The following is a 22,495-nucleotide window of genomic DNA, read 5'->3' as shown; positions in this document are numbered from 1 at the left end:
CGCCGTGGCCCGCAGACTGGCCAGGCCCGCGTTCATCCTGTCGACCGTGCGGTCCGGGTCGACGCTGCTGCGCGCGATCTTGGACGGTCATTCGCGGCTGCACGCACCGCACGAGACCCACCTCGGGGACATCGCGGTCGAGTTCAAGTCGCGGCAGGTCGCCCGGTCGATGGAGGCGTTCGGCCACAGCGAGCGGGAGTTGCGCTTCCTGCTCTGGGACGCGCTGCTGTCGGAAAGGGTCGAGCGCAGCGGGAAGAAGTACCTGGTGAACAAGTCGCCGAACGATCTGTTCATCCGCGAGGAGATCGTCGAGTGCTGGCCCGACGCCCGGTTCGTCTTCCTGCTGCGGCACCCGGGCGCGATCCTGCGCTCGTGGCAGGCAGCGCGCCCGTACCTGGAGCCGGAGGACGTCCTCGGCGACATCGTTTCGTACGCCGAGGCGCTGGAAAGCGCGCGCCGGGAGCTTCCCGGCCTGACCGTCCGATACGAGGAGTTGACCCGGGACCCGGCCACCGTCGTCCAGGGCGTCTGCGAGTTCCTCGAGGTGCAGTGGGAGGAAAGCATGCTGGACTACGCCGCCTCGGGCGTCGAGTCCTTCAAGCCCGGGTTCGGGGACTGGATGGGCAAGATCCGGTCCGGCGTGATCCAGCCGGCGGCCGACGCGCCGTTCGGCGTCCCGGACCGGTTGAAGTCGATCTGCGCGGCATGGGAGTACGCGGTCTGATCGGCTGAAGACCGTCCGCGTCAGCCGCCGAGGCACGCGGCGCAGGACGTGAACGTGTTCGCGACGTCCCGGGCGATGGCGACGGCTCCGGCACGGGCCGTCGCCTCGTCCAGCGGCGCGGACTTGCTGAGCTCCGGCGAGCCGTCGGCGCCGAGGGGGTAGGTGGAACCGCGGTAGTCGACGGTGACGACGACGTTCCGCAGCCGGACGGTCGCCTCGACCGTCCCGGAGTCGGCGAGCGCGCTCCTGAGCGTCCGGTGATGGGTGAAGGCGTGGTCCCCGATGCCGTCGACCGTGCTGGGCGCCTCGGCGTGGAGCGACCCCAGGGAGTCGTCCTGCGTGCCCGCCATCGACCGGGCGCCGCCCCAAGCCGCCTCGTACTCGCTCGTGGCGGCGGCGATCGGGTCGTCCCCGCCGTGCAGGCGCGCGGCCACGCGAAGTTTCCGGGAGGTGACGACGTCCGTTCCGTTCGCAGTCATGGGCTCGGACCAGTCGCACGTCCGGTACAGGGTTCCCGGTGCGGATTGCTCGGGCGACTCCTCGACGAGCGGCCCGGCGTTCGGCATGTACTGCTGGAATGAGCCCTTGATTACCGAGGGGCACAGTTCTGGAAAGGAGACGTAGCGTTTTTGCGCGGGCGAGTCGTCGCCGGGGGCCACGACCAGGAACGCCGCGACGACGGCCAGGAGAACGGCGCCGGACGCGCCGGCCAGCCACCAGCGACGCCTGTGCACGAACCCCGGTGTCCCAGGGGCCTCGGACGCCGGCTCGGGGACGTCAGGGACGTCCGGCGCGTCGGACGAACGCTGGGAGCCGTCCAGCAGTTGGTCCGAGGCCACGAACTCCGGACGCGGGTCACCGGACAATTGAGGCTCCCAAACTCACTCGCGCCGCACCGGCGGAAACCCGGCCTTTCGAAGGACGACTGTTCTCGAACGCGCCCGTGCCTATCGGAAGCTGGGCGGGGGGACGAGGAGGCGGTGCAGGCGGAGCGTCTGCTTGCCGCGCTCGCGTTCGTCCGGGCCGAGTTGGAGGAGACGGAAGCCGGTCCCGCGGATGTGCTGGAGCAGGGCGGGTTCGGGGGGGACGCCGTGGTGTTCGAGGTGGTAGGGGATGCCGCCGCGCCAGACCCAGGTGCCGTCGGTTCGGTAGCTGTCGGGGACGTGCTGAGGGTGTGACGGGTCGAAGTCGTCCGGGACGAAGTTGCCGCTGTCGTAAACGAGAAGGCCCTGGTTCAGGTAGTTCAGCACCGCGTCGCGTTCCTGCGGGTCCAGGGCGGGACGGCCGGTCACCTCGGGGTCCGACGGCACCGGGTTCTCGGCGAGCCGGAGCGACTGGCCGTAGACGGACGCGTGGCGCTGCAGCTCGTCCAGGCTCTCCGACTGCTGGGTGCGCGCGTCCGGACGGACGTGCCCGGCTGTCGGGTCCGGGGGGAACGACCGGCAGCGTTCGAGCGCTTCGAGCGCCGGGACGCCCTGCGCGTGCAGCTCACGAAGACGCGGCACCCAGGCGTTCGCGGCCAGGCTGCCGATGGCGGCGGCGTCGTCGCGGGGAAGGTACCGGGCGGCGTTGTCGTGGACGGCGGCCCACAGGTAGCCGAGGACGAGCCCGTCATCCCGCACGACGGGCAGGTGCCGGACGGGCCCGGCCGTCGTGAGGCCGTAGGAGGCGGGCACCTGGAGGCTCAGCGGCCCCCACCCCTTCGAGCGGTCGAGGGGGGTGCCGTCCGGCAGTTCGCCGTACATGAGCGAAGCGGTGGGGGACGGCTGGTAGTCGGGGTTGTCGATCCTGCGAAGTTCGACGTAGTTCGCGGCGGTGTGTTCGGTCGCGTCCGCGGGAATGCCGCCGCCGACCGGGTCCTCGGGGCGTCCGATCCACCGCCGGACGGCCTCACGCGACGGCAGCTTCTCCCAGCTCGCTTCCATGAGGCGCTGTGACCAGAAACCGGGGGTTTCGTAGGCCACGTCGAGCATTCCCGGTCGCCGCAGGAATCCCGCCGAGCGATCGTCCGTCCCGGCCCACAGGTAGCCGACGTGCGTTCCGTTCAGCATCACGTGGAAGTAGATGAGCGGCTCGCGGGTGACGGGACGGTACGGGCCGCTCTCGTACGGGTCGCCGAGCGGGGCCGGGCCGGGCCCGCCGAAGTAGGGGCCGCCCTGGCCGCCCGGGAAGGGACCGCTTTGGCCGCCGGGAGGAACGTTGCTCATCAGAATCTCCTCAGGACCCGGTGATCGTGGAGACGGCGGCGGACCGGGCGTCCTCGGGGACGTCGGGCACCCGGAAGCCGGTCCGGCGGATGTGCTCGACCAGGTCGGGCTCCGGCGGAACGTTGTGGGTGCGCAGGTAGTAGCCGACGGCGCCGGGCCAGATCCAGGTTCCGTCGGTGTGGTACGTCAGCGGGACGTTCTTCGCGCCCGCGGGATCGACAAGGTCGGTGTCGTAGCCGCGCGCGGCGAGCACGATGGGGCACTTCGTCAGGTAGTCCACCATCGCGTCCAGTTCTCCGGCCGGTACCTCGGGGCGCTGCGCCTGCGGACGTCCGTCCGGTGCGGTGCCGTCGAACGGCTTCGCGATCGGCATCTCGCGCGCGGGCCGCCCGGCCAGCCATTCCGGGACGTGCTCGGGGTCGCGGGGGAAGCGCCGCAGTTCGTCCTCGAGCGCCGCGGCCGGCGGGGGAGTCTGCCAGCGCGGCGGCCCCTCGCGGTCGTACCGGACCTCGTAGGTGAACGGGAACGTGAGCTTGAACAGCGCCGTGAACCAGGTGCCCAGGCCGGGGGCGTACATGCCCTCCCGAAGCTGTTCGAACAGCCGCCCGAGTTCGTCGGGGAAATCGTCGTAGGGCGTCGGCAGCCCGGGGCCGGTGACCCGGCGCAGCACCCCGACGGTCTCGTGGTGCGAGCCGGCGGAGCGGTGCTCCACCTGGCATTCGCCCCAGCCCGGCGGCAGGGAGTGGGTCAACAGCAAGGTGATCTTCTGGAGCAGTTCGTTCTGCTCCATCGGGTTCAGTGGCCCGTTCTGGCTCACGACTACCTCTTTCCGTCCGTCCGGGGTGACTGCGCGGCTCAGCCCGCGGGCTGCTGGAGCCTGTCGCGCAGCCAGCCGGGGACGTGCTGCTCGCTGCGGGGGAAGACCGCCAGATCCTGAGCCCACGCCTCGGCGGGGACGGGTGGGTCCCACAGCGGGTCGAAGTCGGCGTTGAAGCTGATCCAGTACGCGCTCGGCGGATCCATCATGAACCGCATGCCGAACCAGGTGCCCTCGTCCTGGCGGTACATCATGGAGCGCAGCTCGCCCGCGATCAGGGTGCAGTCGCGCGGAGGGTCGACCATGGGCGTGCTGCCGTCCTTCAGCAGGACGGTCAGCTGGAGGTCGGCGACGCCGGCCAGCATGAGGATCTTCAGGTCGATCCGCCGCCAGCGCTCGGGCGCGATCTGCAGCAGGACCCTGCCGAGCCGCTGCACGAGTTCCTCGTGGCGTTGCCGGTCGTAGGGCTGCGGTTGCTGCCGCGGCACCGGAACCTCGGCGGGGGGCTCGCTCATCGCGTCGCTGCTCCTTTCCTGGACGGGCAAGTCTAATGCCCGCGAGTGTCGCGCCGTGTCGCCGTGCGGGACGCCCGATCGGGGTCAGGTTCCGGCGATCGGTTCGCCGCCGGGAGCGTCGATCTCCACCAGATGACCGGAGCGGAGCAGGTCGTCGATGGAATGGACGAGATAGAAGCCGCGGCCGGTGCCGTCCGGTGCCGGTTCCGTCCGTCCGGTAGGGAAGATCGGGGCGTCGGCGAACAGGCCCGGAAATGCCTCCAGCTCTTTGGCGACCCGGAAGGCGCGGTACGGGTAGGCGTCGGGGGTGCCGTACAAACCTCGCTGGGAGAACGGTGTTCCGATGGTGAACAGGAAGGGACGGTCGGTGCCGCCGTGGGCGTCCAGTTCCACGCCGACCGGCAGCACCTCGCGGGCGGGTTCCTCGGGCTCCGGGGCCGCTTCGACTTCTGCCCTGGGCAGCACCTCGTCCAGGAAGTGCTCGAACACTTCGTGGACGCTGAGGAACTCGCCCTTTTCCGGAGGAGGGCCCGCCGGCAGCACGAAGTATCCGCCGGGGCGGTTGTTGACGACCTGCAGATCGACGTACCGGTGCTGTTCGGCCTCCGCGCCGCTCGGACGCACGGCGCCGCGACTCCAGTGGGTCAGCCGTCCGCCCTTGGAGGTGAGCAGCCACGCATCGATGTCCCCCCTCCGCTGGACCGTGCGCGACGCGATGCCGGCGGAGCTCAGGACGGCGGAGTCCACCGGTACTTCCGCGTCGGCGACCACCCCTGCCGCCGCGTACCGCACCGCCTCCCGCGGCCCCGTGAACGCCCGCAGTTGCGTGCATCGTCCGTCCTGGTAGCGCGCCGCGATCCAGGCCGGCGGATGGTGCAGCACCGACCAGCACCCTTCGGCGAGGCGACCGACCTGGAAGCGATCTTCCCGGCCGGGCGCGATGGCCGCCAGCCTCGCGCGCGTCCAGTCGAACAACTCCTCAAGCCCCGCGGGCAACGCGGCCACCAGCCGCGCCTCGTCCTGGGGTGTGCGGGCCTGCTGGGCCGGGTCGAGTGTTTCCGCGGCGGCGTGCACCTCGGCGCGATGCGCCGCCCACCCGGGGACGCTGTGCAGCGGCCGGGGGAACATCCGAAGCTCTTCGGCGAAGGCCGACGCCGGGACGTCCCCCATCAATTTCGCGTCGTCGATCCGAGGAAACTCGTCCAGATACTGATAGGTGACGCCCCACAGCAGCTCTTCCGGGTTCTTCGTGCGGGAACAGTGCACGTCTAGACGAAGGTGAGTCCAAGTGCCCCGGCCATCCTCGTGCATTTCCGTGCGCAGCCGGCGCAGCAGCGGGTAGATCCCCGAGACTGGCAGCAGAACCTCCGCGGGTATCAACGCTCCCGCCGTGTCCCTCAGATTCTTGCCCACGAATCGGGGATGGGCCAAGGCGCCGGTGAGCAATGCTCGCTCGAAGGACGTTCCGATGGCCTGGTAAGCGAGCGTGACCACCTCCCAGGCACCGGGGGCGAGGTGGACCAGCAGCGTCGCGATGTCCTGCAGGTACCGGTCTTCCTCGCGACGCTCCATCGGGCTCATTCCGCCTCCCCGAACGTGACCCGCATTCGTCCCGACGGTGCCGGAGTGCGAGTGAGATGTCCTGAACGCAGCAGCTCGCAAATCGGCTCGACCAAATAGTATCCGCGTCCCTCTTTCGTCGGCGGGCGGGCCCCCGCGCCTATCCCCGTATCGGGGATGGACGCGTGCGCCACCGGAAACCCGGGGTAGACAGGGAGGGGACGCTGCACGTGGTACACATCCGGAATGGGATCCTTGTAACCGCCGCGAACGACCCCCTGCCACACGAACGGAGTTCCGGGCTCGAAGAGGAACACCTCGTCCACGCCTCCGGAACCATGCAGCTCGGTGCCTTCCGGCAGGACCTCCAACGTGCTCGTTCCGTCCTGATCATCGGGTGGAAGCATCGCGGCGACCGCCAACGCGAAAACCTTCCGCACAGTGACGAACCCCCCGCGCTCACCGTCCGGCCTCGGTCGTGGCACGCACACGAAGTAGCCCATGGGGCGCCCGTCCACATCGTCCAGGACGATGCCCGGACCGTCCGGGCGCCCGTCCGAGCCGCCCGCCGACTCCCTGCCCGCATCGGTGACCCGCCACAGCCGCCACGGCGGCTCCCGAAGGTCCGTCTCGACGACGACACCGGCCACCTTCAGCAACTCGCTGTTGAGGCGCACTCCCGCGTCGATCATGATGCCCGCCATCGCGTCGGCCACCGCCTCCCGCGCCGACCCGAAGCGCACCACGTCCGCCTCTCCGACGCCGCGGGCCGACATCCATCCGGACGCGTCGTGCAGGACCGACCAGCACCCCTCCGCCCGCCGTCCGACCAAAAGCCGCTCAACACGCCCCTGGACGATCTCGCGCAGCCGCAGCCGCGCCCACGCGAACAGCAACGGACTTTCGGGTGCGAGCGCAGCCACCGAATCCCGCTCTTCGACAGCCGCGATCTGCTCCCCACCGGTCACGCTGACACCTCCGGTCGCCGACACGTCCGTCCCAGAGTGCCGCAAGTCCGATCCGCGATGCACATCACCCATGGCCTCCACAGACCACACCGCACTTCACTGATCGGACGACTCCAGACTCAAAGTGCGTGCCGTTCGCGCGATTCCTCAGGCTCCTTCGGGCAGCCCCTGGCGGCCCTCTGCGCGCAGTCGTTTCTCGAACAGTTCGTGGGTGCGCAACCGGAGCGTATGGATCAACACGCGCTCCTCCGGAGAGAGGTCGCGCGCTTCAGCACGCGAGGTGTCCTCGAGCGAGTTGATCGTCTCGTACAGTGCGTAGACCGGCCCGCCCCCGTGAACCCGCCGTCCGCGGTACTCCTCGACCCGCTGGACGAACTCGGGCCGGGACACCGCGTCGACGTCGGCGGTCGTCCCGAACCAGATCTTCTCCAGGTAGGACTTGTCGAGCCGGAACTCGCCGGTCTTGGACGACAGCGCCCAGATCCGCAGGCCCCCATCGGGCGCCTCGACAAAAACCACCGGTCTGCGTTCGTAGATGTAGTACTGCGGATACTGCTCAGCCATCGACTTCCCCTCAAGGCCGGTTGCCGAACGCGGCTCGGCGAGCCGGAGGCCCGTCCATGAGTGTCGCAAACGCGGCCTGGCGTCCTGCTCCCGATCTTCGCGGACGGTGCCCGGGTGCGGGTCATCGAGCGGGGGCGTCGGTGACGTGCTGGGAAGGCGGGCGGAAAGTGGCGGTGCGGCGGGCGGGGCGCCAGGTGGCGACCAGGGCGGCGGCGAGCAGCAGTTCGGCGATGTCGCCGCCGTAGTACATGATCTCCGCGCCGCCGCGGAGCTGGGCGATGGGTGCGTGCACGTCGATGAAGAACCCGCCGTACATCAGTTGGGCGATGATCGCGTGCGCGGCGATCGCCACGCCGAGCACCGTCAGCCGGACCGGGACGGTGGGACGCGCGGGGGCGGGGTCGGGACCCGCGATGACCCAGGCGAACAGGCATCCCGAGAGCAGGAAGTGGACGTGCAGCAGCAGGTGCAGCGTCGGATGGCCGGTGGCGGCGTCGTACAGGGGGGTGAAGTACAGGACGCCCAGGCTTCCGGTGCTCAGGCATAGAGCGGTGATGGGGTTGGCCAGCAGGCCCATTGCGCGGCTGCGCAGCAGGCGGGTCAGCCGCCGTGCCCGGTGGGCGGGCAACGCGCGCAGGAGCACGGTGATCGGGGCGCCCAAGACCAGGGCCAGCGGCGCGTACATCCCGATCAGCAGGTGCTGGAGCATGTGCCCGCGGAAGTCTTCATGGGCGAACGGCGCGATCGGCGGCAGCAGCGCCACGGCGAGCAGGACGCAGCCGGTCAGGAACGAGGCGGTGCGCCACCGCTGTCCGCGAGCCGGACGATCCGCGCGGTGTGCGAGCCCCAGGTAGACCACCGCGAGCAGCAGCACGACCGCCGCCGGGACCAGGGCGGCCCACGACCCGCCGCCGTGGCCGTCCACCGGGTGGCCGTGCATCAGGCGCTCCGCTCACGGCCTGCGGCATCGCCCGGCTCGGGGTCGAACGGCTCGCCGGTGCGCTGCACCAGGTAGCCCACGACCATCAGCACCGCGCCCAGAACCAGGAAGCCGATGTCCCACCAGATCTGGTGGGGGCCGCCGTGCACGTGGTGGATGCCCAGGATGTGATGGTCGATGATGCCTTCGACGAGGTTGAAGAGTCCCCACCCGACCAGTACCCACCCCCACAGCACCCGCGAGGTCCACACGCGGCGCCGCCGGTGGGTGACCCGCGAATACAGCAGGGCGAGCCCGAGCAGGACCGCCAGCCAGCAGACCGTATGGAACAGCCCGTCCCACACGGTGTTCATCTCCAGCCCGGAGACGGTGTCGGGGTTGTAGTACTTCACCCCGATGTTGTCGGTATCGGTGCCGGTGAGCATGTGGTGCCACTGCAAGAGCTGGTGCAGCAGGATTCCGTCGACGAAGCCCCCGAGCCCGATTCCCAGGACGGCGCCCGGCAATTGCAGGCCGGCTGGTCTGGCGGAGGTGCCGATCCGGTCGGCGGCGGCCATGGTCCCTCCCCATTGCGGACGCCGATGCGGCGCAGACAAGATCAAGCTCGTTGACGGAGCCGCTACCCCGCGTCGAGGCCGCTAACCGCTGGCCGGTGAACGCGACGCGCCCACCCACACCGCGCCCCTGACACCGCCGTCAAGGAGCACGCGCGTCCCTCGGTACAGAGCCCTCGTCGCGGCGCTCATGCCGTCGCCCCCTGCGATCATGGGACGCGTGCTTGCGCTGACCGCGGGGTGCCGGCGAGGCCGCGCTCGCGCAGGTACTCCTCGAACATCGGATGTGTCCGCTTGCTCAGCGAGGCGAGCAGGGCCTTCTCCTCGGGCGTCAGCCGCCACCGGCCCTGCGCCCGCATGTTCTCTTCGATGCCGGCCATCGTTTCGTAGAGCACCTTGACGGTGCCCTCACCGAGTCGCCAGTGAGCCCGGTACATCTCGACCGCGGTGACGAACTCATCGAACGGCACCTGGTCGAATTCGGCGCTGTGGTTGAAGTTGATCTCCGCGATGTACCGCATCTCGCGGACGAAAGCTCCGGTTCGCGGGTCGGCCGCGAGACAGTCCAGCCCACCGCCCGGTGACATGAGGAGCACAACGGGCCGCTCCTCGTACACCCAATACTGCGGGTGCGGCAATCTCGTCATCCCCCAACCAAACTCCCGTTAGTCGCAACTTGCTTATCTCAAAATAACATGTTGTGACTGTGAATGGAAAATTAAAATACACTTGCATGTTAATTTCGTTGCGGAGTGATAACGTGAAATGAACCTATGGACTAGTCCGCTGCGGTGTAGTCGCTGCCCTCAAGCGGTCATGGCCGTCGATCTTGTGGAGCACCGACGCCTACTTGCGGTCGGGTGGGGGCGAATTACCCAGAAAGGGATGGTCGCCGCAGCAGGTGGCGGGGCGATTGCTGTGGTCGCGATGCGCCCGTCGCCAGCTCGCTCTGGTGGGAAACTCCGGCACTGGAAAGGCGACCTGGTGGTTGCGAGGACGGCGGTGTTCAGTTGGGTAAGCGTTGGCCGTGCCGCCGACCAGATCTGGCGGACCGGCGAACAGTTGGGGGCCAACTGTTGGCTCAGGTGCCCGACGATCCGCTTTCGGAGTTACTTGGAGCGTCGGGCATGCCGGTCAGCCCCTGCTCTCGCAGTGATCTCTCGAAGAGTTCATGAGATTCAGAACGGAGTGTCCGTACCAGTGCCGCCTCCGCGTCGCTAAGTACTCTCCGCTGGTTTCGGGCATTCGCCTTGAGGGCTTCGATCGTCTCATAAAGCGCAAATGCGGGACCGCTGCCGCGAAGATGTTCGGCACGGTATTTTTCGACGTACTGAATGAATTCCGCTCGATCTAGTTCCCGGATGTCGGCAGTTGTTCCAAAGCGGGTCTTGTGGGCGAATTGCATGTCCCGTTCGAAGGCGCCGTTGGTGTCGGAAAGTGCTAGACAATCCAACCCACCGTCGGCCGGTTCGATGAATATCACCGGGATATCTTCATAAAGATAGTATTCTGGATGGCGTGTGGCCATGATCAGCTCCTCGGCGGCAAGTGGGTATCGTTTGTATGCCCTTGCTCGTGGGCGTGATCAAGGTCGGGTCAGGCGCCTGCGATGTCCCGCAACGCGGCGAGGGACGGTGCTTCGCTGACAGGCGTATCTGCGGGAATCCCGCCGGCGCGGTCATCCTCTGGTGTGCCGATCGCATGATGGAGCGCCTGCAGAGGCGTCATCCCATAGTCCAACGCGGCACGTAGCGCCTTCCGCCAGGGCACGCCCGAATTTACTCCGTCATCTCCCGCGGCCCGCCGATACAGATACGATGCCGCGTCGTCCGCCGCCGACGCCCAAAGGTATCCGAGGACGGTCGTGCCTCTGGTGACGGGAACGTAGCGCACTGGCGCCTCGGTTGTCTTCGGGTAGTCACGCGGGCGGTAGGAGACGACCGGAGGCACGCCCCGCCGCCAGGAGCCCAGCGGATTCGCGCGGCGCTGCTGCTCGACGCGATCGACATGACCGGGATTGGCGATCTCCTGCAGCTCCGTCAGGGTCGAAGCCTGGCGCTCCGGAGCCACCAGGACCCCGTGATCGTCGGATTCGCCAGCGCCGACCCAACGACGCAAAGCTTGCAGGGGGGTCAGGCCCAGCGCCTTCGACTCCTTCAGGCGCTCGTTCCACACGCGGTATGCACGGAGGCTTTCCTCCTTCTTCGCGAGCCGCCGCAGGCAACTGGCGGCGTCGTCGTCCACCGACGCCCACAGGTACCCGACCGTCTTCCCGTCGCGCACGATGGCGTAATAACGCACCGGTCCGTTGGTGCGCTGGGAGTAGGGCTCGCCAGTGGGCTTGCGGCCGGTCACGTCTGCTGTCGGCCGTGGGTCAGGCGCGTTCGTTGACGGCCTGGACGGCTTCTGCGCGGGTTTCTTCGTCGACTTCGGGGATCGTGAAGAGGCTGCCGCGGGCGTGGCCGACGAGGTCGGGTTCGGGTGGGATGTTGTGGTGGCGCAGGTAGTAGGCGGTGGCGCCGGGCCAGATCCAGGTCCCGTCGGTGTGGTAGCTGAGGGGGACGCGTTCGGGGTGCGCGGGATCGATGATGTCGGTGTCGTGGCCGCGGGCGGCCAGGACCATCGGTGCCTGTTCCAGGTAGCGAAGCAGCGGTTCGCGGTCTTCGGCCTGGACGGGCGGGCGCTGGACGACCGGTGCGCCGGAGGCGTCGAGGGAGTCGAACAGCCGGGCGATGCGCAAAGGCGAGGTGTTGGGCCGCGGAGTGCCGGCGAGGCCGCGCTCGCGCAGGTACTCCTCGAACATCGGATGTGTCCGCTTGCTCAGCGAGGCGAGCAGGGCCTTCTCCTCGGGCGTCAGCCGCCACCGGCCCTGCGCCCGCATGTTCTCTTCGATGCCGGCCATCGTTTCGTAGAGCACCTTGACGGTGCCCTCACCGAGTCGCCAGTGAGCCCGGTACATCTCGACCGCGGTGACGAACTCATCGAACGGCACCTGGTCGAATTCGGCGCTGTGGTTGAAGTTGATCTCCGCGATGTACCGCATCTCGCGGACGAAAGCTCCGGTTCGCGGGTCGGCCGCGAGACAGTCCAGCCCACCGCCCGGTGACATGAGGAGCACAACGGGCCGCTCCTCGTACACCCAATACTGCGGATAGTCGGATCTTGCCATCTCAAATCCCGAGCTCTCTGTCGGCGGCGACGTTTTCGCCCCAAGCATAGAGGGCGTGTGCCGTGGAGGGACGAAGCGAACCCGCCGTGGTCAGTCTGCCTGCTTCAGGTAAACGGCCCAGTCGGTGGTGCCGATGAATTCGGCGCGTTCGACCTGCCATGTCTGCTCGCCGACCGGGAACCTGTCACCGGGACGGACCACATGGTGGTGCTCTTCGCCGTCGGCAACGGTGACCATCGTCACCTCCGGCCCACGCGGGTCCCCATCGTCTCGCACTCGAGGAGCCATGAATCTCCCGTAAGACGTGGTTCTCTGCATGTTCCGCTGCAAGACAATATTGGCCATGCTATTCCAGGGTGATGTAGCTGCGGGTGAAGTTGCGGCGATATTCCTTGACCGTCATGGGCAGCGGGTGGTTGGCGTTGTGCGGATTGCGCAGGTGGATTTTGCCTCGCTCGTCGACCTTGACGATCTCGTAGGCGTGGCCCGCTTCCACTCTGTGTGTGAGTTCGGGCTCGTCTTTCAGTGGGTACTGTGAGCCGACAAGAATCGGCTTGTTCTCTTCGAGCAGTTTTCTGAACTCGTCGAGGACCTGACGATCGGCGGATCTGCCCGTCATCGGGTCCATTTCCGTGGCGATCACGTCGCTTCTCGCCGGCAGGCCGGTTATCTGGGAGAGAACTTCGGTCTTGTCCATGACCTTGCCGCCGTCCAGCCTGGGGTAACCCTCCGGCGGAGCCGACCTGTCCTTGATGCCGCGGAACTCCAGCCACTGATCCTTGCGCTCTTGAGGCCAGGTCTGGTCCAGACCGGCGATCGCCTTCTCCAGGATCGCGGCCCAGGCGACGCCCGTGTTCCTCACGTCGGCGAAGGCCGCCGCATGCGGGCTATCGCTGTAGACCGGAAGGTCTGGAGTGACGGTCACGATGATCTCGCCGCCGGTGAGCTCCCAGCTGGCGCTCTTCTTCGACCTCTCGACGGCATGGAAGCGAACCTCATAGTTCCCGTCCTCCGTCTCACGGATGCAGTTCCGGATCGCCTCGGGCATGTGCCCGGCGATCGAGCCCAGGGTCGAGATCAGCCAGCAGTCGCCGATCGCGCCCTGTTGCGTCTGTTCCCGTGTCGGGTCGCCGTTGAACAGGGGGACACGGCTGCCGTCGGGCCGCGTCAGCGGAGTGCCGTATCGATCCGGAGGGTTGACCTTGCCGGGGTCGGCGAAGTCCGGCTGGTCCACGGAGACGTGGACCGGCGGTGGGGGTTCGCTTTCGCCGCCGCCGAACATGCCCTTCAGGTGGTCGAGGATGCCGCGGTCGGCGGCGTCGTCGGCGTTCGGGCCGCCGACGGTGTGCGGGTGGCCGGGCGGTGAGCCGTCCCGGCCTGCCGGGGTGCGGGCGCCGTCCGGGTGGTGGGCGTTCCAGGCACCGTCCGGCGGGATGACGGGACGCGGGCGCCCGTCGGGGCCGTGGACGGCCGAGGAGGCGAAGACGTTTCCGTGGGAGTCGGACCAGGCGAGTCCGTTGGGTGCCAGCACCGGGACGCCGAGGCGCCGGGCGAGTTGCGCGGCGAAGTCGCCGTCGCCCGTGCGGCAGGACAGCAACAGCACCTCGCGGCCGTCCCAGTTCGGGTCGTTGCGGATGAGGTGCGCGAGGTCGTCGACGCCGAGGCGGCGCCCGTCCGGGAGCCGCAGCCCGTCCGCGTCGCCGTGGCCGTCCACGACGAAGCGCTGCGGGTCGGCGGGGACGCGCCGGGCCAGGTCGCGGATCGCGGGATCGGCCGGGTCGTGGAACGACCTTCCCGCGGGGGTGGTGTCGCTGTTCCGGTAGACGTCGTGGAGATGCGGCGGGAGGTTCGCCGGGACCTCCGTGTCCTCCTGCCGCGTCGGGTGGTCGGCTTCTTCCCGGGACGGTCCGGTCCCCTCGTCCGCGGCCCTGTGCGGTTCCGCTGAACGATCGCGCTGCTCCGCCCCGTCCGCCTGGGAGCGGAGTTCAGGGGGCAGGGCCTGGTCCACGGCGTTCTGGAAAAGCGTGTTCAGGCGCCGGTTGATCACCTCTTGGAGCGCCGACTCTTCTGGAGTGAACCTCGAGTCTCGCTGACCGAGCTGGAACAGTTCACCGGCGACGTTCGGCAGATCGCGCGAGACCTCGTACAGCGAGTGCTCGTACGACGCGACCTCGTCGATCGACTTGAGATGCAGACGCAGTTCGCCGATGTGTCCGTTCGGCATCCGCACGGTCAAGCGGATGTCGCGGTATCCGCTCAACTGTGGTTTACGCAGCCGGTCCTTGATGGACACGACCTCAACGCCATGACGGCCGGCGACCTCCCGTACCTGGGCGAGCGCACGGTAGAGGTCGGCGACGCTGTCATACTGCACCTTGCCGCCGAGCAGGTCGTTGAGTTGGTCGGCGCGCCCCCCGCTGTCATTAATGATTTTGTCGAGGGCGCGGACCCGGTCCTTGCGGCCGGGGCGCATTTTCGCGTCGTCCGGGTGATTCGCAAGCTCACGCAGAACGCTCTGCAGCGTGGCCTTTTGGGAGTCCGCCGCCGCATAGAGCCCGTCCAGGTAGCCGTTGATGAACGGGTCGTCCGCGGGAAGAGAATCCCCCTCGGGGAGGTTCGCCAGCCGGTTCCGCAGTTCCGCTTCGTCGAAGCCTGGCTGCAGCGGCGACTTCGACCCGCCGATCGCGGCGATCTCACGGTCGCTGATCTCGACTTGCCAGCCTTCGAGCGGCGTCGGATTCGGAGACACCGGTTTCTCGGCCTTGACCGCCTCGGCGCCCCGTTCGTTCACCTCCCGGACCGAGTCCTCCAGGATGCGGACGGCCTCGGGGCTGTTCAGCAGGCTGTTCAGCGTCTTCGGGCGGGCCAGCAGCGAGTTGCGCAGGTGCTCCTCGACAGTCGTCAGCGGCGGGGGCCCGTTGCCTTCGACGATCCGGGCGAGTTCGGGGTGGTTCGGCAGTCGTTCGCGGAGGTCTGCTTCGAGGAGATCCCCGAGCCGGTCGCCGCGCTCGTTGACGGTGATCTCCCGCGCCTGGTCCACGACCCGCCGGATCTGCGGGTTCTCGTGAACGCGCCGCATGAGGTCGGCATCGGCCGTCCGCGGGGCCTCGGCGCCGGGCTCGGACGTCGCCGAGCGTGCGATGGGGCCAGGGGGTGGGGGCGTCGTGCCGGCGAGGTTCGACCGACCGCCGTCTGCGGGCGGTGCGGCCGGAGCGTTGTCCTGTGGAGCGGCAGGCGTGGGGCCGGTACCGGGTTGAGTGGGCTGGTACCAGCCGTAGTGGGACCGCGCATCCGGGTGGAGCCCGCCCTGCCCCTGCGGGTCCGCGGCGGGTTCACGGAGGGACGTGCCGGGCTCCGCGCTCCGGTCCGCGGGTTCGCGCGGTTGTTCGGTCGACGGGGCAGGTGCTTCGGGACGGTCGTCCCGGATCGACGCCTCGAGGGCCTCGGCGGCCGCGCGGTCGCCCAGGACGTCGTTCATCCGCTGCGGGTCGGCCAGCAGCGAGTCGCGGAGGGCGGCCTCCGTGTCGGTTCGGGTGTCCCCGGCCAGGACGCGCGCCAGGTCCGGGTGGTTCGGGAGCGAGTCCCGAAGCCGGGCCTGGAGTTCGGCGTGCAGCCGGGGGTCGGAGTCCGCGACCCGGTCGAGCGTGTCCCGGACCTGCTGGTCCTCGTGGGCGCGCCGGGTCGTGTCGTCCGGCGTTCGCTGGGTCGGGGCGGTGCCGTCATCGGACGATCGGGCGGCTGCGCCGTCGCCGAAGGAGGGTGGGCCGCCGCGCCGGAAGCGTGGGCCGCCGGTGCCGTCGGCGGAGTTCGAGGTGGTGCCGCCGGGCGTCTCTACGCTTGCCGGGCCGACCGGGGACGTGTAGTTCGCGGGGCCCGTCGCGCCGCCGAAGTTCCTGCGGTCGTTCGGCCATAGCGGTGAACCGCCGCCGGTGGGGGGCGTCGGGCCGGTTCCCCGGTCGTTCGGCGGGAGGTTGAAGAAGGACCGGTAGTGCACGGTGCGCACCACGTTGCCGCCGACGACTTCCGCCTCGACCCAGCGCGCGTGGACGACCTGCGGGGTCCGCCCGGGGAGGTTCGGCTCCGCGAAGAAGTCGAAGCGTTCGACGCTGATGTTGTTCGTCGGGTCCTCGTGCAATTCCTGGAGGTTGCGCTCCAGTTGGAACCAGCTCGTGGGACGGGTGACGTCGAAGGCGTTCTTGCCCTGGTTCTCGGTCCGCCATTGCGGGAAGTAGTTCAGCCGCTCACGGGGTCCTTGCGCGGCGTGCCCGAAGATGTGGCCGCCGTCGAACCGCGCGTTCGCGTACTCTTCGCGCCCGATCCGGCCGACCGCGGTTTGCGCCGTGCCGTATCGCGACTGATCGGAGTCGTATTCGGGGACCCCGGTGGCGAGGTGCGCCTGCCCGTGGCCGTCGGTGTGGTAGAGGAATGTGCCCGGGGCGACTTCCGCCGGGTCCATCTCGCCCCGGCGGACCGAGTCCACGGGATCGATGTCGGCGTCGTCGATGCCCACGAACTGCGAGCGCGGCTCCACCATGTACCGGGCGTCGGGAATGGGGACGTCGCGTCCCGCATTGGCCGTCCAATGCGTGCCGAGTTCGGGGTTGAGGTTCGCGACGCCGTCTTCGTCGCCGTACCAGGTCCGCACCCATTCGACCCGGCCGTCGCTGTTCGTGTAGAAGATGCCGTGCACTTCGTCGCCGTGCCGGACGACGATGCGCGTGTTCGCCGGCAGGGGGTCGGAGGTGCCCGGCATTGTCGTCCGGTCGCTGAACGGCCCGTCGCGGTGGACGTCGTAGTCGCGGACGTTCACGGTGGGGATCGGACGGCCGTCCGGGCCGTGCGTGGGCGGGTCGAACGGCGCCGCGGCGGGAGACCGCCCGTCGTCGCCGCCGACGAACACGTGCGGGTCGCCGCGGTCGAAGTCGATCTGGTGGACGACACCCGGTTCGGGCTGGGTGAGGTCGATGTTCTCGTTGGGGTCCGCGAGCGCCGCCGGAACGTTCTCGGCCTGCGGGTTCGTGATGTGCGTGACCTGGCCGGCCGCGTCCGTGTAGACGATGGAACGGACGATCTGCTGCCCGTTCTCGTCGAGGACGGGGTTGCCGTTCGCGTCCGTCGCGATGATGCGGTGGCGGGCCTCCCCCTCGGGGAAGGTGTGGTCGACGGCGCGCACGTTGGGCGGCAGGGGGACGTCGGCGGCGCCGCTGTCGTCGCGGGTCACCTGCGGCGGGTCCCATGGGTGCTGCTGGGGCGTTCCCCGGCTGGCCGAGCCGTCGTCCGGCCGTGCGGACGCGCCGTCCGAGTCGGAGCCGGGGGCGAAGCCGTCGCGGCCGGACGGGGCGGTGTCGCCGTTCGGGCGGTGCGTGGTCCAGCCGCCGTTCGGGGGCAGGTCGGGGCGCAGGCGGCCGTCGGCGTCGCGATGGCCGGACGACGCGTAGACGCTGCCGTCGTCGTTCGACCAGGCCAGGCCGCGGGGGGCGGTGACCGGGACGCCGAGCCGCTGCGCGAGCTGGGAGGCGAAGGCGCCGTCGCCCGTCTCGCAGGACAGCAGCATGACCTCGCGGCCGTCCCAGTTCGGGTCGTTGCGGATCAGGTCGGCGACGTCGTCGGCGTTCAGCCGGCGGTCGCCGACGCGCATGCCGTCGGCGTCGCCGTGCCCGTCCACGATGAACCGGTCCGGGTCGGCGGGGACGCGGTGGGCGAGGTCGCGCATGGCGTCGTCGCCCGGCTCGTAGAAGGAGCGTCCGGCGGGGGTCCCCTGGCTGCCGCGGTAGACGTCGTGGAGGTGGTCGGGGAGCCCGGCGGGGGGTGTGCCGTCCGTGCCGCCGTCGTGCGGGGACGTCCCGTCCTCGGGCCGGTCGGTGGCCGGGGCGTCTTCGGACGGGCGCGTCGCCGTGCCGTCCTCCCGCGGAGGCGCGGGATCGGCGGGCGTGTTCGATGCCGGCCGCGTCGCCGTGTCGCCGTCTCCGCGAGAGGCGTCCGCCGCCGGCCGTCCGGGCATGCCGTCGTCGGGCATGGCCCTGCGCGGGAGCGGGCCGCCGGTGCCGGGTGAGGGCGGCGGGGTCGCCGGTCCGGTGCCGGGCGGCGGGACCAGGCGGTCGGCGCGCGGAGGCGCCGTCGGCGTCCGCGCCGCGTCGGCCGACGGTGACGCGTGCGGTCCCTCGAGGAGCACCCTCGCCCGCATCTCGATGATGGACCTGCCGGTGGCGTCCCGAGCGTTCGTGTCGACGGCGGTGATCTCGTAGCGGGTGCCGCGCGGCAGGACCAGCTCGCGCTGATCGCTGTACGCGCTCTGCTGCCCCATCCACACACCGCGCGCCCCCTCGGGCATGTCGATGTGGATGCGGATCAGGAACGGGTTGTTGTCGACGACGGCCGGGTCCCGCCCCAGGGACGTCGACATGAACGCGTGCTCGTGCTGGACCGAGCCGACGAGAAGGGACGCGTCGCGGGCGCCGAGCGGGCTCCCGTCGGGGAGCGTCAGGAAGCTGACGTCGTGGAGTCCGCGCTCGGTCTGGACGGGCTCCGGCAGCGGCTGGTCGAGGGCCTGGTCCAGTTCCTGGATGCGCCGGTTGAAGGCGTCGACACTGGGAGTCTCGCCGAAGTACCCCTCGAGGAACTGGTGGTAGCCCCCGTTGTTGATGGCGTTGCGGAGCAGGGCGTCCGGGTCGTCGGCGGTGAGGATCGAGTCGATCAGGGCGCGCTGGTTCGGGTCCAGGTTGAACCCGGCCTGAATGCGCCGGAGGTCGAACTCGGACGGCGTGAGGTAGCTGGACAGGTGGCGCAGCATCGCCGCGTTCGCCGGGTCCGTCCTCATCAGGTTGTTGAAGGTGCCGACCGGGTCGTGGGAGAAGACGACGGAGTCCACCACGGCGAGCTGTTCCGGGGTGAGCTGGAACTCGATCCGCATGCGATGCAGATCGGCGACCGTCGGCTCGAGCTGCCGGGTGAGCGGCCACAGTGTGTCCGCCACCTGCCGGTCGGCCGCGAGCGAGTTGAGGTATCCCGCGAGGTCGGGCGCATTCGGCCGCAGATACGCGTTCGGCATCGACTGCACCGTGTACTGGTACAGCGCGTTCCGCAGCTCGGGGTCGAGGTCGGCGTAGACGTGCGAGAGCCGGTTCTCGCCGTACTGCGCACCGGCCTCGTTCGTCGCGAAACGCTGCGGCCCGGCCTCCAGGGGACCGCCGTCCCGGTCGGCGGCGGCCCAGCCGTTCGCCTCCGGGTTGCCGAGCGCGTCGAGGTCGACGGCGCCCCGCGGGGCGACGACGCGGACGCCGAGCTGCTGCGCGAGCTCGGACGCGAAGGTGCCGTCGCCCGTCTGGTTGGCGAGCAGGACGACGTCCCGGCCGTTCCAGTTCGGGTCGCTGCGGACGATGTCGGCGACGTCGGACGGGGTAAGCCGCCGGTCGCCCGCGTACAGCCCGTCGCGGTCGCCGTGCGCGTCCAGGACGAACCGCCCGTCTGGGTCGGGACGCACGCCGCGCGCGGTGTCGCGCATGAACGGTTCGTCCGGCCCGTAGAGCGACCGTCCCGCGGGGGTTTCGTCGCTGTCGCGCCAGGTGTCGTGCAGCCGGTCCGGGAGCCCTTCGGGGACGTCGCGGCGGGGTCCTTCGGCGTCGGAGTCGTTCGTCCGGTCGTGGCGGACGCCGCTGTCCTGGTCGGGGCGGTTCGTGTTCCCGTCGGACGGGTCGGTGCGGGGCCGCGAGTCGGCGTCGCCGTCCCGCGTCGTCCCGGTCGGGGTCTCGTCCCGGCGGGGACCGGACGGGGTGGCGTCGGTGTCGGTCCGGGTGGTCCCGTTCTCGGAGGACGCGTCGTCGGTGCGAGGGGCCCCGGGCGGGGGAGTCTCGGCGTCGCCGTCCGAGCGCGTCGCTCCGTCCGTGTTGATGGCGCCGCCGCCATCGAAGGGACCCGGCGCCTGCGTGCGCTGGTTCCCGTCCCCGTCCGGCCGCGACGAGGACGGGTCGGTGCCGTCGCCGGTGTTCGGGGACGGCGTGCCCGTCTCGGTGCCGGGCGCGGACGATGTGGGATCGCTCGTCCCGGGGGTCGGCTCGGACGACGAGCCCGCCTCGGGCGCGGTCGTGTTCGTCGTCCCTTCGGGCGTCGTCCCGGTGGGGGTCGTGGTGCCGTCCGGAGTCGTGGTGCCTTCGGGGGTGGCCGTTCCGTCCGGGGACGTCGTCCCGGTGGGCGTCGCGGTGCTTTCGGGAGTCGCTGCCCCTTCGGGCGTCGTGGTGTCGTTCGGCGTCGTAGTCCCGCTCGAGGACGTGGTTCCTTCGGGGGGCGTCGTTCCCTCGGGCGCCGAGGTCCTTTCGGGTGGCGTGCCGTCGTCGGGGGTCGTGCTGCCGTCCGGGGAGGCGGTCCCGTTCGGGTTCGCCGTCCCATCGGGCGTTGCCGTGCCGCCAGGCGTTCCCGTGCTGTTCTGGCCGCCGGTCGTGCCGCCGGTGGTGCCGCCCGCGGTTCCGCCGGTCGTGCCGCCAGTGGTGCCGCCCGTGGTGCCGCCCGTGGTTCCGCCCGTGGTTCCGCCCGTGGTTCCGCCGGTGGTTCCGCCCGTGCTCCCGCCGGTCGTGCCGCCAGTGGTGCCGCCCGTGGTTCCGCCGGTGGTGCCGCCCGTCGTCCCGGTGCTGTTGGTGGCGTTCGCGCCGAGGTAGGAGTCCATGACCTGGCCGATGGCCTGGGCCAGCGGGCGCGGGTTCGGGGCGAGCCGGTACTCGGTGAACGCCTCCGCCATCATCTCGTGCGAGTCGGAGGCGCCGTAACCGGAAAGGGCGTTCTCGACGCGCTGCGTCGTGTCGGCGTCGTGAGGCTGCGTGGCGTCGTACGACTTGATGCCCAGGGCTTTCGCGACCGCCTGGTTCAGGTCGGCCAGCGCCTTGGGGTTGTTCAGGAGCTGCTCGCCGAGCTGGTGGCCGAACTCGTGGGTGAACACGCCTTCGCTGGAGCCGCCGCCGGGGACGGTGAAGCCCGTCGCCTCCTCGTCGGCGCCGTCCTCCGCGCGGGTCGCGTTGTCGGCGAACGCCTCGCTGCCGACGTAGATGCCCTGGTCGGGGCCGCTCGGGTAGGCGTAGGCGAGGACGTCCTCCTCACCAGGGCCGAGCGTCTGCGAGAAGTCCTGCGAGCCGATGTGGTTGAGCTGCCGCATCGTGCTCGGGTAGTCCGCGGCGAGCTGCCGGATGGCGTTGTTGAACTCGCGGACCGCCGCGGGGTCGATCGGGACGGACGAGAAGTCGACGGCCGGCGCGTCCTTGCCGAACTGGTCGAGGATGTCGCGGGTCTCCTGCTCGGCGTCCGCGAGGTCCTGGGTCTTGTCCGGCTTCGTGCCGTCGGGTGTCGTGCCGTCGCCCTTCTTCGGGTGGGCCTCCTGGTCGCCGCCGTCCGCGGGCGGTTCGGGGGTCTCGCCGCGGATCGTGCCCTGGTCGTCGATCGTGGGGGACTGCGAAGCGGCGGAGGGCTCGCCGTCCAGCGCGCCCGGCTGCGACGTGAGGGGGGTGCGGTCCTGGCCGGACGGGACGTCCTCGCGCGGAGCCGGCGGACGTGAATCGGGCGTCGGTGTGCTCGGCCTGGGCGGGGTGCCGGGGGCGGGGGTGCCGCCGCGCGACGGACCGGCGGTCCCGGCCGCTCCGCCGAACGCGCCCATGGGCATGGGCGCGACGAACGCGGTGTCGCCGCCGGACGAGTCGCCGGACTCGGGACGCGCCATGGCGTCCGGCACGTCACCGTGCGAGTTCTCGGACGCGACGCTCGTGGGCGTCTGCTCGTTGGGCGCGGGACGGTCGCCGCCGTCGGGCGTCCCGCCGTCGTTGCCGGTCGGCGCGGGGTCGGTGGTCCCGGAGTCCGGGCGGGGCGGCGTCCCGTCGCCGCCGGAGGTGGACGGGGCGTCCCCTTCGGGCGCACGGGACGTCTCGTTCCCGGGCGTCCGCGTCGCCTCGTTGCCGGGGGTGGACGGGCCGTCCGGTGTCCCCGGGGTGCCGTTGCCGGGGGTCGCCTGGTCGCCGGGGGTCGCCCGGTCGCCGGGGGGTGTGGTCTGACCGTCGCTGCCGGGCGTGGTCTGGCCCTCGGGCCGGGACGACGGCGTCTCGCCGCCCGGTGCGGTCGGCGGCGTGCCGGGTGTGGCGGAGTCCCCGCCGCCGGGCGCGGACGGTGCCGTGTTCGCGCTGGCGGGCGTGGTGCTGGGGCTCGACGGTGTCGTGCTCGTACTGGACGGCGTGTGCGGGGGCGTCGGCGAGGTGTTCTGGGTGGAGGAGCCGTCGCGGCCGCCGGGGCCGCCGCCGGGGGTGGTGGACGGCGTGCCGCCCGGGGCGCCCGAGGGGCGTGCGGCGGGCGAGGACGCGGGGCTGCTCGTCGACGGGGTGGTGCCTCCGGCGGTCGACGGGGTGCCGCCGGCCGTGCCGCTCGGCGCGCCGCGGAGGCGGCGCCGTGGACCACGGCGGAGATCACTCGGCGGGTCGTCGCCGAGTACGGCGCGGACGCGCGCGTCCTG

Annotated in this window: 17 protein-coding genes; 2 read left to right on the top strand and 15 right to left on the bottom strand. The window is 70.4% G+C overall.

The genetic code is table 11. From position 1 onward, the window contains the following. The first annotated feature begins 4 nt into the window (after positions 1-4). Positions 5-724 carry a sulfotransferase family protein gene (locus ACFQ11_RS19185; protein WP_378300412.1) on the top strand — a complete coding sequence of 240 codons (720 nt, stop codon included), beginning with the start codon at positions 5-7 and terminating at the stop codon, positions 722-724. 20 nt (positions 725-744) lie between these two features. Here ACFQ11_RS19185 and ACFQ11_RS19180 read toward each other — a convergent pair whose 3' ends face one another. The 15 genes from ACFQ11_RS19180 to ACFQ11_RS19110 all read right to left on the bottom strand — a co-directional run bounded on the left by ACFQ11_RS19180 (position 745) and on the right by ACFQ11_RS19110 (position 21,727). Beyond that, positions 745-1,563, bottom strand: coding sequence for a hypothetical protein (locus tag ACFQ11_RS19180; RefSeq protein ID WP_378300410.1), 819 nt, complete (start codon positions 1,561-1,563; stop codon positions 745-747). A 108-nt stretch (positions 1,564-1,671) separates the two neighbouring features. Continuing rightward, positions 1,672-2,931 carry a hypothetical protein gene (locus tag ACFQ11_RS19175; RefSeq protein ID WP_378300408.1) on the bottom strand — a complete coding sequence of 420 codons (1,260 nt, stop codon included), beginning with the start codon at positions 2,929-2,931 and terminating at the stop codon, positions 1,672-1,674. Between the two features lie 10 nt (positions 2,932-2,941). Next, the gene (locus ACFQ11_RS19170) at positions 2,942-3,748 is read right to left on the bottom strand and encodes a hypothetical protein (RefSeq protein WP_378300406.1); all 807 of its coding nucleotides are present in this window, start codon (positions 3,746-3,748) and stop codon (positions 2,942-2,944) included. A gap of 38 nt (positions 3,749-3,786) precedes the next feature. Next, entirely contained in the window at positions 3,787-4,263 is a 477-nt protein-coding gene (locus ACFQ11_RS19165; protein ID WP_378300404.1) for a hypothetical protein, read from the bottom strand. 84 nt (positions 4,264-4,347) lie between these two features. Next, complete coding sequence (locus ACFQ11_RS19160) at positions 4,348-5,844, bottom strand: glycohydrolase toxin TNT-related protein (RefSeq protein ID WP_378300402.1); 1,497 nt, start codon at positions 5,842-5,844, stop codon at positions 4,348-4,350. Beyond that, positions 5,841-6,791, bottom strand: a complete 951-nt coding sequence (locus tag ACFQ11_RS19155; RefSeq protein ID WP_378300400.1) for a hypothetical protein — start codon at positions 6,789-6,791, stop codon at positions 5,841-5,843. Before ACFQ11_RS19155 ends, ACFQ11_RS19160 begins: the two co-directional genes overlap by 4 nt. 147 nt (positions 6,792-6,938) lie before the next feature. Beyond that, the gene (locus tag ACFQ11_RS19150; protein WP_378300398.1) at positions 6,939-7,355 is read right to left on the bottom strand and encodes a hypothetical protein; all 417 of its coding nucleotides are present in this window, start codon (positions 7,353-7,355) and stop codon (positions 6,939-6,941) included. Positions 7,356-7,476: 121 nt separating this feature from the next. Beyond that, positions 7,477-8,295, bottom strand: a complete 819-nt coding sequence (locus tag ACFQ11_RS19145) for a cytochrome c oxidase assembly protein (RefSeq protein WP_378300396.1) — start codon at positions 8,293-8,295, stop codon at positions 7,477-7,479. Then, the gene (locus ACFQ11_RS19140) at positions 8,295-8,852 is read right to left on the bottom strand and encodes a DUF2243 domain-containing protein (RefSeq protein WP_378300394.1); all 558 of its coding nucleotides are present in this window, start codon (positions 8,850-8,852) and stop codon (positions 8,295-8,297) included. Before ACFQ11_RS19140 ends, ACFQ11_RS19145 begins: the two co-directional genes overlap by 1 nt. Before the next feature lie 206 nt (positions 8,853-9,058). Beyond that, complete coding sequence (locus ACFQ11_RS19135) at positions 9,059-9,370, bottom strand: hypothetical protein (RefSeq protein WP_378300392.1); 312 nt, start codon at positions 9,368-9,370, stop codon at positions 9,059-9,061. Positions 9,371-9,930: 560 nt separating this feature from the next. Further along, positions 9,931-10,377: a hypothetical protein gene (locus tag ACFQ11_RS19130; protein WP_378300390.1), complete on the bottom strand. Its 447-nt coding sequence runs from the start codon at positions 10,375-10,377 to the stop codon at positions 9,931-9,933. A gap of 68 nt (positions 10,378-10,445) precedes the next feature. Next, positions 10,446-11,204 (bottom strand): hypothetical protein, encoded by a 759-nt coding sequence (locus ACFQ11_RS19125; RefSeq protein WP_378300388.1) that lies wholly within the window; start codon positions 11,202-11,204, stop codon positions 10,446-10,448. 19 nt (positions 11,205-11,223) lie between these two features. After that, entirely contained in the window at positions 11,224-11,892 is a 669-nt protein-coding gene (locus ACFQ11_RS19120; RefSeq protein WP_378300386.1) for a hypothetical protein, read from the bottom strand. A gap of 216 nt (positions 11,893-12,108) precedes the next feature. Further along, entirely contained in the window at positions 12,109-12,363 is a 255-nt protein-coding gene (locus ACFQ11_RS19115) for a DUF6406 domain-containing protein (RefSeq protein WP_378300384.1), read from the bottom strand. Between the two features lies 1 nt (position 12,364). Further along, on the bottom strand, positions 12,365-21,727 hold the full coding sequence (locus tag ACFQ11_RS19110; RefSeq protein ID WP_378300382.1) for an ADP-ribosyltransferase: 9,363 nt from the start codon (positions 21,725-21,727) through the stop codon (positions 12,365-12,367). Between the two features lie 331 nt (positions 21,728-22,058). Between ACFQ11_RS19110 and ACFQ11_RS19105 the strand changes: the two genes are divergently transcribed. Further along, positions 22,059-22,495, top strand: a 437-nt coding sequence (locus ACFQ11_RS19105) for a hypothetical protein (RefSeq protein WP_378300380.1), incomplete at its 3' end; no start/stop codon positions are given.

This window comes from Actinomadura sediminis, assembly GCF_042675525.1.
GTDB classification, from domain to species: domain Bacteria; phylum Actinomycetota; class Actinomycetes; order Streptosporangiales; family Streptosporangiaceae; genus Spirillospora; species Spirillospora sediminis.
This window is presented reverse-complemented; position numbering and strand designations above follow the sequence as displayed.

Excerpts from the sequence above, each read along its gene's own strand:
- ACFQ11_RS19175 (WP_378300408.1), bottom strand. The coding sequence starts at position 2,931 with ATGAGCAACGTTCCTCCCGGCGGCCAAAGCGGTCCCTTCCCGGGCGGC.
- ACFQ11_RS19165 (WP_378300404.1), bottom strand. The coding sequence starts at position 4,263 with ATGAGCGAGCCCCCCGCCGAGGTTCCGGTGCCGCGGCAGCAACCGCAG.
- ACFQ11_RS19160 (WP_378300402.1), bottom strand. The coding sequence starts at position 5,844 with ATGAGCCCGATGGAGCGTCGCGAGGAAGACCGGTACCTGCAGGACATC.
- ACFQ11_RS19150 (WP_378300398.1), bottom strand. The coding sequence starts at position 7,355 with ATGGCTGAGCAGTATCCGCAGTACTACATCTACGAACGCAGACCGGTG.
- ACFQ11_RS19145 (WP_378300396.1), bottom strand. The coding sequence starts at position 8,295 with ATGCACGGCCACCCGGTGGACGGCCACGGCGGCGGGTCGTGGGCCGCC.
- ACFQ11_RS19140 (WP_378300394.1), bottom strand. The coding sequence starts at position 8,852 with ATGGCCGCCGCCGACCGGATCGGCACCTCCGCCAGACCAGCCGGCCTG.
- ACFQ11_RS19135 (WP_378300392.1), bottom strand. The coding sequence starts at position 9,370 with ATGCGGTACATCGCGGAGATCAACTTCAACCACAGCGCCGAATTCGAC.
- ACFQ11_RS19130 (WP_378300390.1), bottom strand. The coding sequence starts at position 10,377 with ATGGCCACACGCCATCCAGAATACTATCTTTATGAAGATATCCCGGTG.
- ACFQ11_RS19120 (WP_378300386.1), bottom strand. The coding sequence starts at position 11,892 with ATGCGGTACATCGCGGAGATCAACTTCAACCACAGCGCCGAATTCGAC.
- ACFQ11_RS19115 (WP_378300384.1), bottom strand. The coding sequence starts at position 12,363 with ATGGCCAATATTGTCTTGCAGCGGAACATGCAGAGAACCACGTCTTAC.